This window comes from Deltaproteobacteria bacterium, assembly GCA_005879795.1.
Lineage (GTDB): Bacteria > Desulfobacterota > Binatia > DP-6 > DP-6 > DP-6.
The window spans coordinates 1-15,986 of the sequence record VBKJ01000100.1 but is presented as its reverse complement, the minus strand read 5'-3'; the positions used below and the strand labels follow the sequence as shown (position 1 = coordinate 15,986).

General features: G+C 68.4%; 9 protein-coding genes and 1 pseudogene. 2 read left to right on the top strand and 8 right to left on the bottom strand.

From position 1 onward, the window contains the following. Positions 1-52: 52 nt before the first annotated feature. The 3 genes from E6J59_05115 to E6J59_05105 form a co-directional block, all read right to left on the bottom strand. Positions 53-1,621 carry a D-alanine--poly(phosphoribitol) ligase gene (locus E6J59_05115; GenBank protein ID TMB21733.1) on the bottom strand — a complete coding sequence of 523 codons (1,569 nt, stop codon included), beginning with the start codon at positions 1,619-1,621 and terminating at the stop codon, positions 53-55. Positions 1,622-1,757: 136 nt separating this feature from the next. Beyond that, positions 1,758-2,024, bottom strand: coding sequence for a D-alanine--poly(phosphoribitol) ligase subunit DltC (gene dltC / locus E6J59_05110; protein ID TMB21732.1), 267 nt, complete (start codon positions 2,022-2,024; stop codon positions 1,758-1,760). 15 nt (positions 2,025-2,039) lie between these two features. Further along, positions 2,040-3,431 (bottom strand): hypothetical protein, encoded by a 1,392-nt coding sequence (locus E6J59_05105; protein TMB21731.1) that lies wholly within the window; start codon positions 3,429-3,431, stop codon positions 2,040-2,042. Positions 3,432-4,049: 618 nt separating this feature from the next. Here E6J59_05105 and E6J59_05100 point away from each other — a divergent pair. Continuing rightward, positions 4,050-4,847: an acyl carrier protein gene (locus E6J59_05100; protein TMB21730.1), complete on the top strand. Its 798-nt coding sequence runs from the start codon at positions 4,050-4,052 to the stop codon at positions 4,845-4,847. A 214-nt stretch (positions 4,848-5,061) separates the two neighbouring features. Here E6J59_05100 and E6J59_05095 read toward each other — a convergent pair whose 3' ends face one another. The 4 genes and pseudogenes from E6J59_05095 to E6J59_05080 form a co-directional block, all read right to left on the bottom strand. Beyond that, positions 5,062-6,834: an alpha/beta fold hydrolase gene (locus E6J59_05095; GenBank protein TMB21729.1), complete on the bottom strand. Its 1,773-nt coding sequence runs from the start codon at positions 6,832-6,834 to the stop codon at positions 5,062-5,064. A gap of 1,204 nt (positions 6,835-8,038) precedes the next feature. Then, positions 8,039-8,536: a DUF4437 domain-containing protein gene (locus tag E6J59_05090; protein ID TMB21728.1), complete on the bottom strand. Its 498-nt coding sequence runs from the start codon at positions 8,534-8,536 to the stop codon at positions 8,039-8,041. 102 nt (positions 8,537-8,638) lie between these two features. Then, a complete protein-coding gene (locus E6J59_05085; protein TMB21734.1) occupies positions 8,639-9,874 on the bottom strand; it encodes an IS256 family transposase in 1,236 nt (411 codons plus the stop codon). A 1,387-nt stretch (positions 9,875-11,261) separates the two neighbouring features. Beyond that, positions 11,262-11,519 (bottom strand): annotated as a pseudogene (locus E6J59_05080) (hypothetical protein). Here E6J59_05080 and E6J59_05075 point away from each other — a divergent pair. Continuing rightward, positions 11,455-12,363, top strand: a complete 909-nt coding sequence (locus tag E6J59_05075) for a 6-bladed beta-propeller (protein TMB21727.1) — start codon at positions 11,455-11,457, stop codon at positions 12,361-12,363. The pseudogene E6J59_05080 and the gene E6J59_05075 overlap by 65 nt on opposite strands. A gap of 179 nt (positions 12,364-12,542) precedes the next feature. On the opposite strand, the gene E6J59_05070 is transcribed toward E6J59_05075, so the two are convergent. Next, positions 12,543-15,794, bottom strand: a complete 3,252-nt coding sequence (locus tag E6J59_05070; GenBank protein TMB21726.1) for an adenylate cyclase — start codon at positions 15,792-15,794, stop codon at positions 12,543-12,545. Between the last annotated feature and the right edge of the window lie 192 nt (positions 15,795-15,986).

Genomic DNA, 15,986 nt, shown 5'->3' with positions numbered 1-15,986 from the left:
CCGAGCAGCGGGTAGAGGAGAAGAAAGAAGTAGCCGGGGTCGACGTAGGGCGTCACCCTGCGATCTCACGGACGGCGCGCCGATCGAGCTTCCCGCGCGCGGTGAGCGGCAGCGCGGGCGTGGCGCGCACGAGCCGCGGGACGGCGTACTCCGGCAGGGACTCCGCGAGGGCCGCTCGCACGTGGTTCGTCAGGGCGCGGCCCGCGGACGAAAGCGTCGGCGTCACGACGACGAGCGCCACGAGGTGATCGGGCTGCCCGTCGCGCTCGATCGGCACGACGGCGGCGTCGGCGACTCCGGGCACCGCGCGGAGGTGGGTCTCGATCTCCTCGATCTCGATCCGGTATCCGCGGAGCTTGATCTGGTGGTCGAGACGCCCGGCGCAGAAGAGCGCGCCGTCGCGCGGGTCGATCCAGCCCAGGTCTCCCGTCCGATACGCCCTGCGGCCGTCGGGCAGGGTGAAGAACGGTCCGTCCGGCGGGTCGGAGGCAGCGTCGTTCAGATAGCCCCCGGCGACCTGCGGACCCGCGATCACGATCTCGCCCCGCGCGCCGTCGGGCGCCCGCCGAGACCGCGCATCCGGGTCGGCGATCCAGATCTCGATCCCGGGTGCGGCGTGTCCGACCGGCAGCGGCCCCTCCGCCGCCGCGAGCGCCGCGCCGATCCGGACCGCGGTGACCGCGACCGTGGTCTCCGTCGGCCCGTACATGTTCCAGACCTCCACCCCGGGAAAGCGGGCGAGGAGCGCGCGTGCGAGGCCCGGCGACAGCGCTTCGCCGCAGAAGAGGAAGCGCCGGAGCGCGGGGAGCATGGGCCGCGCGAAGCGTGCCTCGGCGAGGCAGAAGCGGGCGAACGAGGGCGTGGACACCCACGTGGTGAGGGGCGCGCCGTCGAGCCGGCGGAAGAGCCGTCGAGGATCGGCGATCTCCTCGCGGGTGAGCGCGAACAACGTCCCACCCGTGAGCAAGGCGCCGTACACGTCCATCACGGAAAGGTCGAAGCTGAAGGGCGCCTGGTTCAGGAACGTTTCGCCGCCCGGCACGAACGCGTGCGACGCCAGCAGCCAGCTGGTGAAGTGCGCCAGCGCCGCGTGCGACACGGCGACGCCCTTCGGGACGCCGGTCGAGCCCGAGGTGAAGAGGATGTACGCCGCGGCTTCCGGATCGGGCGGCGGCGGGTCGACCCCACCGATCGTCTCGGGCAAGCGCTCGAGACCGGCGCCGAGCGGGTCGAGCCGGATCGTGGCGATGCCCCGAGCCGCGAGCTCGCGCGCGAGCGGCGGCGGAGGGTCCTCCGCCAGCACCGCATCTTCGGCGCCGACGGCAGCGAGCATGCGCGCGACCCGCCCCGGCGGCAACGACGAGTCGACCGGAACGTACGGCCGGCCGAGCCGGAGCGCGGCGAGAAAGCCCAGCAGGACGGCCGGCTGCTTCTGCCCGTAGACGAGGACCGGTGAGCGCCGGGCGGCGAGCCGCGACGCGAGCCGCCGGGCGCGCTCCAGGACCTCGGCATGGGTGAGCGCGCCGTCGGGCCCGAGCACCGCCGGTCTGCCGGGCACCGCCGCCGCCGCGATGCGGGAGAAGAGCGGCCCCGACGCTCGATGCCGTGCCGTGCCGGTCATCGGACTCAGAACCCCTGGTAGATGAACGGCGTCGCGCGGTAGTCGGGGACCAGATGGACGAGGAGGAGCCCGGCGATGATCGCGAGGTAGTAGAGGGTGAGCCTGAGCACGCGCCGGCCGTCGCTCATCGGAGTCCCTACGCCGATACCGCGCGTCCGAGCCGGCGTTCGATGTCCGCGATCAGGGAGCGCGGCGTCGACCACCTCGCCCGGTCGAGCTCGGCCGGCGAGATGACCAGGCCGAAGGCCTCCTCGAAGGCCACCATGAGCCGCACGACGCCGAGCGAGTCGAGAAGTCCCGACGCGAACAGCGGGACGTCGAGGTCGCGCCCCACCTCGTCGTCGCCCGCCACCTCGTACAGGATAGCGAGCGTCCGCTCGGCGACGGCTCCGTCTTGCTCCATTTGCTGCATTCCTCCTCAGTCCGAAACGCCCACCGGCTGCGCCCCTGCGGCGGCGGCCAGCTCCCGCGGGGGCCCCGGCGCGGGCACCTCCCGGGCCAGCGTCGCGAGCGCGGCGCGGATGTCGTCGATCGACCCCGCGTGCCAGAAGACGTCGAGCGCGCGGTCGGCGAACGCCCAGCCGCGGGCGCTCAGGTGCGAGCCCGGATCGGTCACGAAGTAGCGGTCCTCGTCGTGCGCGCGGAAGTCGAGCCAGGGGACGCCGGCGCGCTCGCCCGTGCGCTCGTAGCGCTCGTAGTACGCCCGCCGCACCGGCGCCGAGACCGCCGTGTAGTCGTAGAAGGCTCCAGGCAGCGGCAGCGTCCACACGAGCGGCCGCGCGCGGACGGCGCGGAGGACACCGAGCGCAAGACGCAGGTCGGCCCACTCGGTGGAGCGGGAGACGGCGCGCTCCCAGGCGCGCGGCCTCGGGAGGACGCCGCCGTCCCGATTCGTGCGACCGGAATCGTACAGCGCGAGCGCGTCCCGGACCTTCGGCCGCCGGCGGAGCTCGCGGTACGTTGCTTCGCTGAAGCCGAACGGGTTCGTCGTGCTCGCCGCCTCGGCGACGCGCGTCCCGCGCGCCGCCATCTCGACCCAGTCGAGCGGCGCCGGCCGCGGCGGCATAGCGGGACGCCGCTTCGCGTTCCAGAGGAAGGCCGCCGTTCGCGCCGCGTCGCGCACCTCCAGCGCCCAGGCCGCGACGCGACCGAGCGGAGCGAGTGCGGCATAGCCGGCGAGATTGATCCGCGTGGGATGAGCGAGATCCTCGACCGCGCGCCGCAAGAGCGGGTCGTCGCGCAGCGTCTCCGGGTAGGCGAGCATCCGGCGGGCGCCGATCTCGCGCACCGGAAGCGATATGAGGGCGTTGAAGACGAACGCATAGGCGACCTCGGGCAAGACGTTGCTCCCCTCCTGCGCCGGCGGCGGGCCGTTCCGGTTCCAGAACCAGGAGGGCGAATCCGAGACGACCACGCGCTTGTCCCGGAGGTCGTGTCCCAGCGCGGCGAACGTCTGCGCGAAGAACAGGTCGCCCGTGCCGGCGCGCCCCAGGGCGAGCACGTCGAACCCGGTCGGGCGCGACGCGAACACCTGGGTGGGGCGGAAGGGTCGGCCGCAGCAGAAGAGCTCCGAGCTGCCGTAGATCGGGAGCACGTGCCCGCTCGCGAGCGCCGCCCGCTGGAGGGTGAGCGTCTGGTACTTGAACGGCATGTCGCCCGTGGTGACGAGGGCGAGATGGCGGTCCGCCAGGTGCCGCACGTATGCTCGCATGCTCCAGCCCGCCGTCCCGGCGATGACACAGGCGAGCACGGCGGCGACGATGCCGTCCGGAACTCTGCCCGGGGCCCTGGACCGCTGAATCGTCGGCATCTCGCGGGCGGATTGCCACGAAGCAACGGCTGTGCCACCCGCGCGGGGTGATTTTCATCCGCGGGACGCGCTGCACGTGACGTCGGGCCCGCGGGGGGCGAGACATTTCGACTCGCCCGCGCGGCAGTTTGCCGCGCTCCCCTTCGCCCGCGGCTGCCCACGAGGCGGCGGCTCCGGGAAGCGGCCGGCGACGGACGAGGTTGGGAAGGTCGAGACCAGGGACAGAACGCCTGCCCGAAGGCGAGGTACGTGATTTGCTGCGGAAGGCGTTCGATGACGCCGTGTTGGGTTGCTGTCGGCTGGTTGACGTCCATGGTCAGGGCCACACGAAGGATCGGCCTCGTCAGGGCGCCGAGGGTGGTCAACCGAAACAGCGGTTCGTGCGTTCAACATGGTGAGGACTCGTGCACGTCAGCAGCGCGCCCGCGTTCGGGCACCGCATGCGCGATCTCAAGGCTGCGATCACGGCGCGTTGCTGGGCGGGGGCCGCATGCTGTGAAGGAATGAACCGATGCTTCGACGGCTCATGCGTTCGGGCAAGATCGCTACGGCGAGCCGCGACACGAGTGCAGCCCGGCCAGCGATAGGAGAACGTAATGGAACGGATGCTCGACTTGAATCACGGCCCGTCAGCTCAAGCACTCGGTCCTGAACGCGCTCGGGCGCACGGGCGATGACCATGCGACGGGCCGAACGGCACTCGTCGATGAGCTCGTCGAGTTGGCCCAGGAAGGTCCGGGTGGCTGGCAGAAGCTGGTCGTTTGCAAGGTGGGTGATGTGGGCCCGACGGCTGGCGCCTCACGCCCGTGTGGGCAGCCCTTGAAGTCGCGTCGCGGAGGCATCCCTGTCACGAGCCCGCTCCGGGGCCACGCCGACTGGGTGGACCAGCGCACCAACGCCACGCGGGTGGAGCTCCGGCTGCGCCAAGTGGTGGCGGAGACGCTGGGCATCAGCGCGGATGAGCTCACCGGCCCCGTTTCGCTGGTCGACGACCTGGCAGTCGACTCGCTCGATCTTCTCGAGCTCGCAATCGGGATCGAAGAGGCGCTCAACGTGAGCCTGCCGCAACGCCTGATCGCGGCGGTGCGGACATACGGCGATCTCGCCGCGCTCGTCGTCGACCGCGTGCCCTATGCGGCGATGAGGGCCGAGGAGCCGGTACTGGTCCGCGCGCGAATCACACCGCCCGGCTCTCTGCTAGGGCGCGCGATCGTGCGGGTGCTGGCGCTCACACCCTACGCGATCGAGATGATCACCGAGGATGCCCGTCGCGCGGGCCCGGGTACACGTGTCGAGATCCGCGTCCCTGGTGGCAGCCGGGAGCCTGTCGTCACAAGCCTGCGCGCGACCTTCGGAGACCTCGCGGCATGCGGCATCGCCGTCGATGTCAATCAGGACGAGCGGTGGCAGGCGTGAGCGACCGTCCTGCCCAAGGCCGGTCAACCGCACGTCCGTCCAAAGGGGAGGCACGAGTCGCATCGCTGCGGCGGCGAAACTCCTCTGCGCGCGGATCCACCAGGTGTGCTGCGGGCTCGATGACTTGGCGTTCAGGGCTGCGGCGTGGGGTAGCAGCGGCAGCGGGAATACCGCCACGGAATCCGGTAGCGACGTCTGGGAGCGACGAGTTCCGTCAACCGGGCATCCGGAGCCGGAATGGCGTGGAGGGGTCGACCGTGACGGTGATGGTGTGAGGGGCGCGCGAGCCGACATACGCCTGGTCGCTTGCGGCCAGCACCAGGCGGAGCCGGTGCCCGGCCGGGTAGCGGTGCACCACCCCAGGCAGGTTGAGGTGGACGGGCTGGCTGAGGTCGGCGATCCGGATGGGGGAGACCAGGCGGTGGACCAGCAGCACCGAATCGTCCGGGGCGACGTCGTAGATCTTGCCGAAGAGGACCACCTCGGTGGCGGGCAGCTGGCTGTCCGCTCCTGTGGCGCTCAGGCTGAAATCAAGGGTCGGGATACCGACCGAATCGAGGTCTGCCGCCAGCGGCGCCGAGGTGAAAGCCGCGAACGTCCCGGGAGGATCGGTCGGCGGGATCGAGCTGAAGGGCTCCGTCGACTGCACCGCGGATGTTTCCGAGTAGCTCGACGGTTCTCCGTCCGCCGGGTTGACGAACGTCTGCACGCCGGCCGCGATCTGGCGCCGTGAGGAAACCAGGCTGCCGTCGCCGGAGAGGTACCAACTCTGGGTCGTGCCCACGGGCCACCCGGAGGCGGAACCGTAGGCCGGCTGGGCCGAGCCGCTGGGGTCATACGGGATCCAGTCGCGGAAGTACTCCACTCGAGGCCCGGTCGGCACACCGGACTGCTTGAGGTAGTGCGAATACCAGTTGAGCCAGAGCTGGTCGAGGTAGCCGCGCGACGGATCGGCGTCATTGACCTCTCCCGGCGCCGAGGGACCGCTGTGCCCGCCGAACGCGAGCACCAGCTTCACCGGTGCGCCGTGGCTCACGAAGCCTTGGTAGTTGGCCACCGCCTCGGCGATGGTGAAGAGGGTGTCCGTTTCACCCTGCACCAGCATGGTCGGGGGAAAGCGTTTCACGTTCGGGTTGGAGAAGAACTCGTACTGGGCCGATGCGTGGCGGAGGAAGGCGATCGTATCCGGTGTCAGATAGCCGGCAGCGAGGGACTCGGTGTTGATCACGCAGACTTCGGGGTCGAAGCCAGGACAGGCAGGGTCGGGCGGCTGGCCGCTGGTCCAGCCACTCGTCCCCGGGTGGAGCACGGGCTGGGCGTTGCCGTCGGCGAAGAACAGCTCGCTCCACTCGAACTTGCTGGCCCCGGGCGGGGACTTTGCATACGTGAAGTTGCGGGCGTCATTGTTGGGGGCGAGGGAGTAGCTCAAGTCGTTCCAGGTGATCAGGGGGATCATGGCGTCGATTCTGGAGTCGACCGAAGCCAGGGCAAACTGGAAGCCACCGCCGTAGGACCCGCCCCAGGTCCCCACCCGTGGATCATTGGGGCCGTCCTTGATCACGTCGGTGCGAGCCGCGATGAGGTCGACCATGTGGGAGGCAGCCCTGCCGTCCCACTCGGGCGAGTCGATCTCGATCGCGCAGCTGCTGCCGCCGAAGCCGAGTCCCGAGTAGGAAAGCACCAGGTAGCCGTTGCGAGCGAAGAGGTCAGCCTCGGAAGCCTGGTCATCCTTGCTGCCGCCGAAGCCGTTGGTGGTCAGGATTGCCGGGACGGGCGATGAGGGGCTGGCGGCGCTGGGAACGTACAGGTCGTAGACGACGTCGCAGTACTGGTCTCCGTTGGGGCCGAGACCGGTGGCGCGGGTGGTCTGATCGGAAATCTTGGTATAGGGCGGTGAGCTGTCGGCAGCGGCACCCGGAGCGGCGGCGGCCAAGAGACCAGCAACCAGGCCACACCGCAGGATTACAGTAACCCGTCGTCTCGTCATCGACTGCTCCTCCCCAACTGGTTCGCGCAGTCACCCTTTGGCATCCGAGGATCCTTACTGGGCTAACTCCAAAAAGACCTAGCAGGATGCCTCGCGCACACAAATCGGCGAGGGGGGTATTTTCCTTTGGCAATCATGCGACTGGGCATCCCCATCTTGGGGTATTTCCTCGCCACAGAGGGGGCGAGCGGTTCCTCGTCGCCATGACGACCTGGCACACTACAGGAGGTCCTGAACCGCATCGCCGTGAAGTTCGTTCCGGGGAAGGAGCAGCTTCGCGACCAGGTCGAGCGGACGGCCGAGATTGCGCCGATCAGATCCACGTCCCCGGGGCGCGCAGGTGCTCCCACAGATCACGATGCGCGTTCCGGATGTCTTCACGGACCGCGACGCGGGCTGCCGAATAGTCGAAGTCCATCGTCCCGTCGGCCGTCTCACGATAGGCCACGGGCCCATCCCGATGAAGGCCGTTGACACGCTTCTCGCCCCCGGAGGACAAGCTCGCGCATCTCGCGCGACGGGCTCATGGATGCGCATCAGGCTCCACGATCGGTGCTTGCCAGCCGGCTCCGAGCAGAGCCATGGATACATCGAAGGCGGTCCGTCGCGCGATGACCTCGCGCACCGCGCCCGGCCACATCCCGAGCTCGGCCGCCATCGGGTTCGCCGGGCTCGGTCGGATGCACTCCATCGACCAGAGGACAAAAGATCATGAAGACGATGGCGATCACGAAGATGGCAGCCGTTCTGCTGCTCCTCCGGCGTCAAGAAGACCGAAATCAGGTCCGCCGGCTCCTGCGCCTCCTCTCCGTCGCGAACCGCTCGACACTGCGTGTCATAGCTCGCGACGGGCAGTCGTTGGAGTTCCCGGTCGGGTGCGACCAGGCGGAGCCACGCTGTGTGGGCCATGGGGGAGAGACGCAGCACTACGAGCAGTGCCCGGGTGAGCTGGTTCTCATGATTCGGCTCCAGTCGGCGGAAGGGCAAGAAAAAGTTGAGCGCATCACGCACGATCCGGACGCCTTAGCACGAGTGACAGGTTCGATCCATGAGGAACAGTGGAGACCCGTGCCACCAATGCCTCCGAGATATTGTCCAGAGTTGTGGATCGCAGCCTTACGCAGCGCGCCTGGCACTGACCTCCAGTGAAGGCTCATCCTTGGCCCGGCGGGAGCTTGCGCGCGACGCCCGGTGCCTCGCCGCGTTATCGCTGCTTGGTCCGGGGATCATCGGCGGGATCGACGTAGATGACTTGCCACGGGCCGATGCTGCTGAGCTGTAGGACGGTCTCACCCGCCGTCGATGCGAAGTGCGTCATCTTTGGGGGCATGGAGCTATAGGTGCCAGCGGGGAGGGGTTTCGTTGCCGTCGCATCGAATCGATCCCCCGTCCCGAGGTTCAGTGTGCCCGAAATGATTGTCAGCCGCTCTACCTTCGGGTGCCAGTGCGGAGCGACCCGGTAGCCGTCTGGCAGCAGAAGGCGCATCGTAAAGAAGCCCTCCTTGGATGGGTCCCCGTCCAAGATTGCCATCTTCGCGCCGGGCGCTAGCGAGCTTGGGCCGGGCTTCCAGGGAATCTGGCTGGGCACGTACAACGCCCAGGTGCCGGCAGGCTTCGCCTGCTCCGCAGCGCGACTCGCCCCCATGACGGACAGACTCGCAACGCCGAACACCACCAGAACAACCACCGCTACTCTCCTCATGACACTCCTCCCTACAATGACGATGCGACTCGCAGTGTGATGGAAATGGGGAGCTTGTAGCAGCAATCGTTCAGCGGTCCGAGCGCCCCGCGGTCTGCGTGATCACGCCGCTCGCTCTCTCGCCCGGCTGCCCGTGGCCGCTCGCTGCACGCCGTCCACGAAGGGGATACCTGCGCGGACGAGCGGGAGGAGGTGCGCCCCGTCGAGGCGTCGCCAGCGCGCCTGAGCCATGTCGAGGAGCTTGTAGGCCATCAGGAGACCCTTCGTGCGCGAGCCAGCCCCCTTCGTTACGCGCTGGCGCAGTCGGACGGTCGCGAACGGGGACTCGATGACGTTGCTGGTCCGCAGGTGCTTCCAGTGCTCGGCGGGGAAGTTGAAGAACGTCAGCAGCGCGGCGGTGTCCTTCTCCAGGGTCGTGACGGCCTTCGGGTACTTGGCCCCGTACTCGATGGCGAACCGCTGCGTCGCCTCGCGTGCCTGCTCGCGCGTCTCGGCGTACATGACCTCGTGGAGCGCGGCCTTCACGCGTGGCTGGAGCCGTTTCGGGAGCTTGTCGAGGATGTTGCCGAGCTTGTGGAACCAGTCCCACTGCTCACGTTTCCTTGGCCACACGTCTCGCACCGCCGCCCAGAAACCGAGGGCACCGTCACCGACGGCGACGACGGGCGGGCGCATACCTCGGCGCTTCAAGTCGCGGAGCACGGTCTTCCAGCTCTCGGCGCTCTCCCGGTAGCCGTCCTCGACCGTGATCAGCTCCTTCGTCCCGTCGGGCCGCACGCCGATCATCACGAGCGTGCAGAGGCGGTCGTCCTCCAAGCGGACGTTGAAGTGAACGCCATCAACCCAGACGTAGACGTAATCGCGATCGACGAGGCTGCGCTTCTGAAAGGCGCGGTATTCGGCTTCCCACTCGTTGGTCAGTCGCGCGACGTTCGTGGCAGACAATCCGGCGGCATCGTCCCCGAGCAACGCCGCCAGCGCCTCGCGGAAATCGCCGGTGGAGAGGCCGCGCAGGTAGAGCACGGGCAACACCTCGGCAACCTTCGGGGAGCGCCGCATGTACGGCGGCAGGATGCGGCTCGTGAAGCGTCGCCGCCCGCCATCGTGATCGGTCCGACGGTCGTTCACGCGGGGTGCGCTCACCGGGATGGTCCCGGCTCCGAGCGTGATCTTCCGGGTGCGCCCCTTGCCGTTCCGGACGACCAGAGCGTGGCCCTTCTCGTCGCGCTCGTCACCGTGCGCCTCCAGGTAGGCGGCGACTTCGGTTTCCAGCGCCGTCACGAGCATCCGGCGAGCCCCCTCGCGGGCAATCTCGTCGAGCAGCGATCGCCCGTCCATCTCCTCCTGCGTCGACTCGCTCCCCGCGACCTTCAGCATGGATGGCGCCTCCTTCCCGCCACGTCCGAGAGAGCGGCGGTTCGTCAGGCGGGAGGATACGCCGCCGGGGTCACGGGCTCCACGATCCACAACTTCCGGTCATATCTCCTCTTGCTGGTCGGCTACGTGCTGAAGGCGTTGGACGAGGAGCGCTTTCTTGGGCGTGCATCTCACGATCACCGGGTGGCGCGCCTGGTAGATGACCCGGACGAGAAAATCCGAATCTGGAACGCGAGGCTGTTCGACTGCGACCTCGGGGGAGTTTTGGCCCGAGGGGCCGGCGTCGAAGGACTTCGGTTTGCTGCTGATCACCCCACACCGAGTTGAACTCGGCACCCAGCCCGAGATGTCGCACGGTCGAACTCCGCGAACGAGGCGGCCCTCTCGCGGCCTACCGCCGTTCGACCGCGTGTGGTTCCGCGTCAGGGACGGCAGGCTGGGCATTGTGTAAATCGCAGGTTGGGCAGGGGCGCCCTCAGGAGTGGGTCGGGGACTGCCAAATCGTTGACTCGGAACCGGGGGTACGACTGCATAGACCAATCATTGTACCCCATGGGCGCCTCGCACTTTCGTCGGGAGCGCCAATGAGACCGGATGATCGCCTATGCGCAGGATGGGCATGTGGCAGAGGGGGAGTGCGGTCAATCCCGTGGCGTCGGCGCTGAGCGTACTCAAGCCAAGGCTTCAAGCCGTCGATACGTCGTTGGCGGACGCAACTCAGGATGAGTATCTCGAACGGCACAGGCACCGCGAAGAGGGTACTTCTGGGAGCCGCAGGGGTCGCATCCGTCGCGCTGGTACTCTTGGCTTCCCCAGCACCTTCCAAGGGGCCGAAGCTATGTCCCCCTGGGCGGTACTTCGTCCTAAACGAACCCCTAATTCTTAGCGACACGGCATCACCCAACGAAGCGGTCGTAGTCGCTGGGACGGAGATTTCTATAGGCACCGCCTGCAAGGTCGTTCCTGTCAAGCTCAGGGTGTCGAACTCGGGGACGAAGGTTCGAGCCACGTGGAGAGCCTGTACAAGCCTTCGGGGCAAAGTGCGACTAAGGGCAACGATTCAGCGCACGTGCTCGATCATGACGGGCACTCTGATTGCCCGCAGGTCAAAGTTTAAGAAGCCGTTCGCCGCCCGTCTCTCCACGTGCGGCGACGGCATATTCGACATCGCAAGCGGCGAGCAGTGTGACGCCGGCATCGGCTGCGATCCCGGTGCGGTCTGCACCGATGCCTGCGTGTGTGTGGCAGACGCGAGCACCACAACAACCACTAGCTTCCCGCCGTTGGGCACGACCTCATCGACCTTACCCTCGACCAGCTCGACGACCTCCTCCACGAACACGTCTTCGACAACCACGACCTCCACTACTCGGCCACCCACGACGAGCACATCCTCGACTAGTTCGACCACCCTCTCCACAACCACATCCTCAACAACCACGACCTCCACTACTCAGCCGCCCACCACAACGACAACCACGCCTACATCCACGACAACCACGACGACCTCCGCGAGCACGACGAGTACGACTGCGACAACCGTGACCTCCACTTCGCTCCCGAACACTACAACGACCACGATACCAACGAGCTCGGGCTGCGGCACCTTCCTCACCACGTGGGGCAGCGCGGGCAGCGGCAACGGGCAGTTCAGCGGCCCACAAGGCGTGGCGACCGACGGGAGCGGGAACGTCTACGTCGTCGATACGTTCAACAACCGCATCGAGAAGTTCAGCAGCACGGGCACCTTCCTCACCACGTGGGGCAGCAGCGGCATGGGCAACGGGCAGCTCGACGCGCCCTACGGCGTCGCGGTGGACGGCAGTGGGAACGTCTACGTCGCGGATACGTACAACAACCGCATCCAGAAGTTCGACAGCAACGGCACCTTCCTCACCACGTGGGGCAGCGCGGGCTTGGGGAACGGACAGTTCGAGTCCCCCACCGGCGTGGCGACCGACGGCAGCGGGAACGTCCAGGTCGCGGACTACGGGAACTCCCGCATCCAGAAGTTCGATGCGAGCGGCACCTTCCTCACCACGGGGGGGAGCTACGGCTCGGGCAACGGCCAGTTCGAGTATCCCTTCGGCGTGGCGACCGACGGGAGCGGGAACGTCTACGTCGCGGATTCCAACAACAACCGCATCCAGAAATTCGACGCGAGCGGCACCTTCCTCACCACGTGGGGAACCTCGGGCTCGGGCAACGGACAGTTCAACAACCCCGATGGTGTGGCGACCGACGGGAGCGGGAACGTCTACGTCGTCGATACGTTCAACAACCGCATCCAGAAGTTCAGCAGCACGGGCACCTTCCTCACCACGTGGGGCAGCAGCGGCACGGGCAACGGGCAGTTCAACGCGCCCTACGGCGTCACGGTGGACGGCAGTGGGAACGTCTACGTCGCGGATACGGACAACAACCGCATCCAGAAGTTCGCCTGCCCGTGAGCATCCGTTCCAGAGCCCGGTGTTCCAGAAACGTCTGTTTGTGGAACGCCTACGGGAGAACGCAAGAGCCGTGCGCGTTCAAGGATTTTCGGGGGGCGATCCGGTGGGGTTTCTGGAACGCGGGGAAGAGGTTCCAAGGTGAGCGCCGCGACAATCCCCACGGTCGGCTCGTTGGCCTTCTACCCCAGCTCCTCGAGCAGCGCCTTCGCCTCGACGAGGTCGCGTGTGTCGAAGCCCTCGGTGAACCAGGCGTACAGCGGTGCGAGAAGAGCGCGAGCCTCGGCGGCGCGGCCGTTCCGACAGAGCCAGCGGCCGAAGCATGTGGCGACGCGCAGCTCGTACGCCTTCGCACCTTGCCGGTTTGCCATCGCGAGCGCGTCCCCGAACGTCGCCTCGATCTCGGCCGGGTCGGCGCCCCTGAGCGCGAGCAGCTCGCCACGGCGGCGGAGAGTGTCCGCACGCCAGACGTCCTCGCCGGGCATGGCACCCTCGGCCTCCGTCAGCGCGGCGAGCGCGTCTCCTACCTGTCCCGCCCGCGCGTGCGCGTCCGCGAGAAGGCCGAGGTAGTGTTCGAGGAGAAGGCGCGCCTTCGCCGCCACCATGCGGCCGAGGCCCTCGCGCACCGCGGCGACTCCTTCATCCGGCTGCCCTTCCTCGGCCAGCGCCCAACCGCGGATCATCATGGCCTCGGCCACCAAGCTGGGCTGCTCGCTGCCTTTCGCTATAGCCCGCGTAGCATGTTCGAGCGCAGCCGCGGGTTCCCGAAGTAGCGTGTGCAGTAACGCTGCCGCTCGCTCGGCAAACGGCCGGCCGGTTACCCCCGGCGCCCGCTCCGCCAGCTCCAGGCCCTTCCGAGCGTGCGCCCGGGCCTGGTCGGCGAGTCCCAGGTGCCATGCCAGAATGGCTCCGTTGCAGAGGGTTACGAGCCGTGGATCGAGCCGTGGATCGAACGGCACCAGGGAGGCAGTCGCCTCGTCGCAAAGCGCGAGCGCGCGAGCCAGATGTGCCGCGGCGCCCGTGAGGTCACCCGCGTGGTGCCGCGTCACAAACTGCGCGAAGTGCGCCCACGCCTCCAACGGCTGGAGCGCCGCGCGCTCAGCCGCGGCGAGCACTTGCTCCGCGAGCGGCCAGGCGGCCGCAGGGCCCTCGCTCGTGAGGGCCGGTCCCCAGAGACCCATCAGCAGAAAGACTCCTTGCGTCGAGTCCGTGACCCGCTCGCCGAGCACCCGCGCCCGCTCCCAGGCCGCCGCTGTCTCGGGCGCCGCGAACTTGGTCATCGCGAGTGCTTGCCCGAGTAGGAGCTGTAGCCGGAACTCCCTCTCGTCGCGCTGGGGCCCGTCTGGCAGAGTCGCGAGCACGTCGAGACCGCGTCGCACATGCTGCTCCGCCTCTCTCAGCGCCCCACGGTCGAGCGTCCGCGTCCCTGCCCGTTGCCACTCCTCTGCCGCGCGCTCCGCCTCTCCCGCCTCGGTATAGTGATGCGCCAGCAGCTCGGGCTGCTCTTCGGCGATCTCCGCGAACCGTTCCGTCAGCGCCTTTGCCGCCAGCCCGTGCAGCTGGCGCCGCCGGGTCTTGAGAAGCGATGCGTACGCCGTCTCCTGAACAAGGGTGTGCTTGAAGATAAAGGTCGCGTCCGGGGGAACCCCTCGGGCGTAAAGCAGCTTCGCGTCCACCAGCTTCTCGAGCGCGTCCTCGAGGTTGTCCGCGGGCACCGGGTGCACCGCGCGCAGCAGCCCGAAGCTAAACTCCCGGCCGAGCACGGCGCCGACTTGTGCCACCTGCTTGGCGATCCCCAGGCGATCGAGCCGCGCCATCAGCGAGTCCGCGAGCGTGGCCGGGATCCCTCTGAGTCCCTGGGCACCCGCCTCCACCGCGGCCTTCGTAAGCTCCTCGACGAAGAGGGGCACGCCGTCGGTGCGAGCAACCACGGCGTTGACCACCTCCGCCGGGAGTGCCGCCGGCGCCGCCACGTTCGCCACCACCTCCCGCACATGCCGGCGCGGGAGGCGATTTAGGGTGAGTTGGGTGTGATGTGCCCGCAGTGCCCACGGTGCCTTGAACTCCAGCCGCGCCGTGTAGAGAAGGAGCAACGGCGCCGTCGTCGCCTGCTCGACGAGGAACCGCTGGAGCTCGAGGGTCGAGGGGTCTACCCACTGCAGGTCTTCGAGCAGGATTACCATTAGCTGGAGGCGTGCTGCGCCGAAGACCCAGCTCGCGAGCGTCGCCAGCAGCCGCTTCCGCGCAACCTCGGGGACCGCAAGCACCGGCGGGTAGCCCGTCGGGATCGGCAGGTCGAGCAGCGGGGCCACAAGCGGGAGCGCCTCGGGGAGACTTAGCCCCGCGGCCTCGAGCGCCCGCTCCAGTGCTGCCACCCGGTCCTCGGGAGAGTCGTCGGCCCTGGCGCCGGAGAGGAAGATCTGCCCGAGCAGTCCGATCACGGCGTAGAAGGGTGTGTTCGCGAAGTACAGCGCCCCGCCCGACTCGAGCCATATGTGTGGCACCCCGGCGAGATCCTCGTGCAGCACCTGCGCCAAGCGCGACTTGCCGATCCCCGGCTCGCCGACAATCATCACCACCTGGCCCTTGCCCTCGCGTGCTTGCTCGAAGCGCTCGCGTAGGAGTCGGCGCTCGTGCTCGCGGCCAACGAAGGGCGTTAGCCCCCGCGCCGCCGCGGCGGCGAGCCGGCTCCGCACGCCGCTCGCCTGCACGACGCGGTACACGGCCACGGGCGTCCGCACCCCCTTCAGCGCCGGTGCTCCCTTGGCCTCGACGATGAACCGGCCCGCGACCAGGCGATGGGTCGTCTCGGTAATGAGCACCGTGTTCGGCTCGGCGAGCGTCTGCACCCGCGCGGCCACGTTCGGCGTGTCGCCGAACACCTCTGCCCCCGCCGCCGCGCCCTCGCCGATGACGACCGGCCCCGTATGCATCCCGATCCGCACCGCCAACTGCACACCATGGATCGGCTCGAGCCGGTGGTTCAGCTCGGCCACTGTGTCGAGGAGGGCGAGCCCCGCACGCACGGCGCGCTCAGGGTCGTCCTCGTGGGCCTGGGGGTAGCTAAAGTAGGCGAGCAGACCGTCACCCAGGTACTTGGCGACGTGGCCGCCGAAACGGGTGATCGTCTCGGCGGCAGCGTGCTGGTAGCGGGTCATCACCTCGCGCCAATCCTCGGGGTCGAGTTGACCGGCGAGGGCGGTTGAGCCGACGAGGTCGCAGAACAGAACGGTGAGCTGCCGACGCTCGCCCTCTGCCGCCGCCCCGCTGAGCGCGGCGCCGCACGCACCGCAGAACTTCTCTTCCGGGTTGTTGCGAGTGCCGCACGAGGAGCACGCCTGGCCGAGGTGGCCGCCGCAGGCCGCGCAGTAGCGGCGGTCCGAGCGGTTCCGATGACCGCACGACGGACAGCGGATTTCCGGCTGCGCGTCCATAACCTGGTCGCGCCGGCGGGCGCGAGATGCGCGAGGTTGTGCTTCACGGACGGCAGGTCTGTCAACGGCGGACGGCGCCTCGTAGACGACCGGACTCGCTACCCCTCACGCGCACGGAAGACCAATGTGCAACCCTCGATGGCGCTCGAGATACCGACGGCGGACCGCAACGAACCCTGGTCGGGCAGCCTC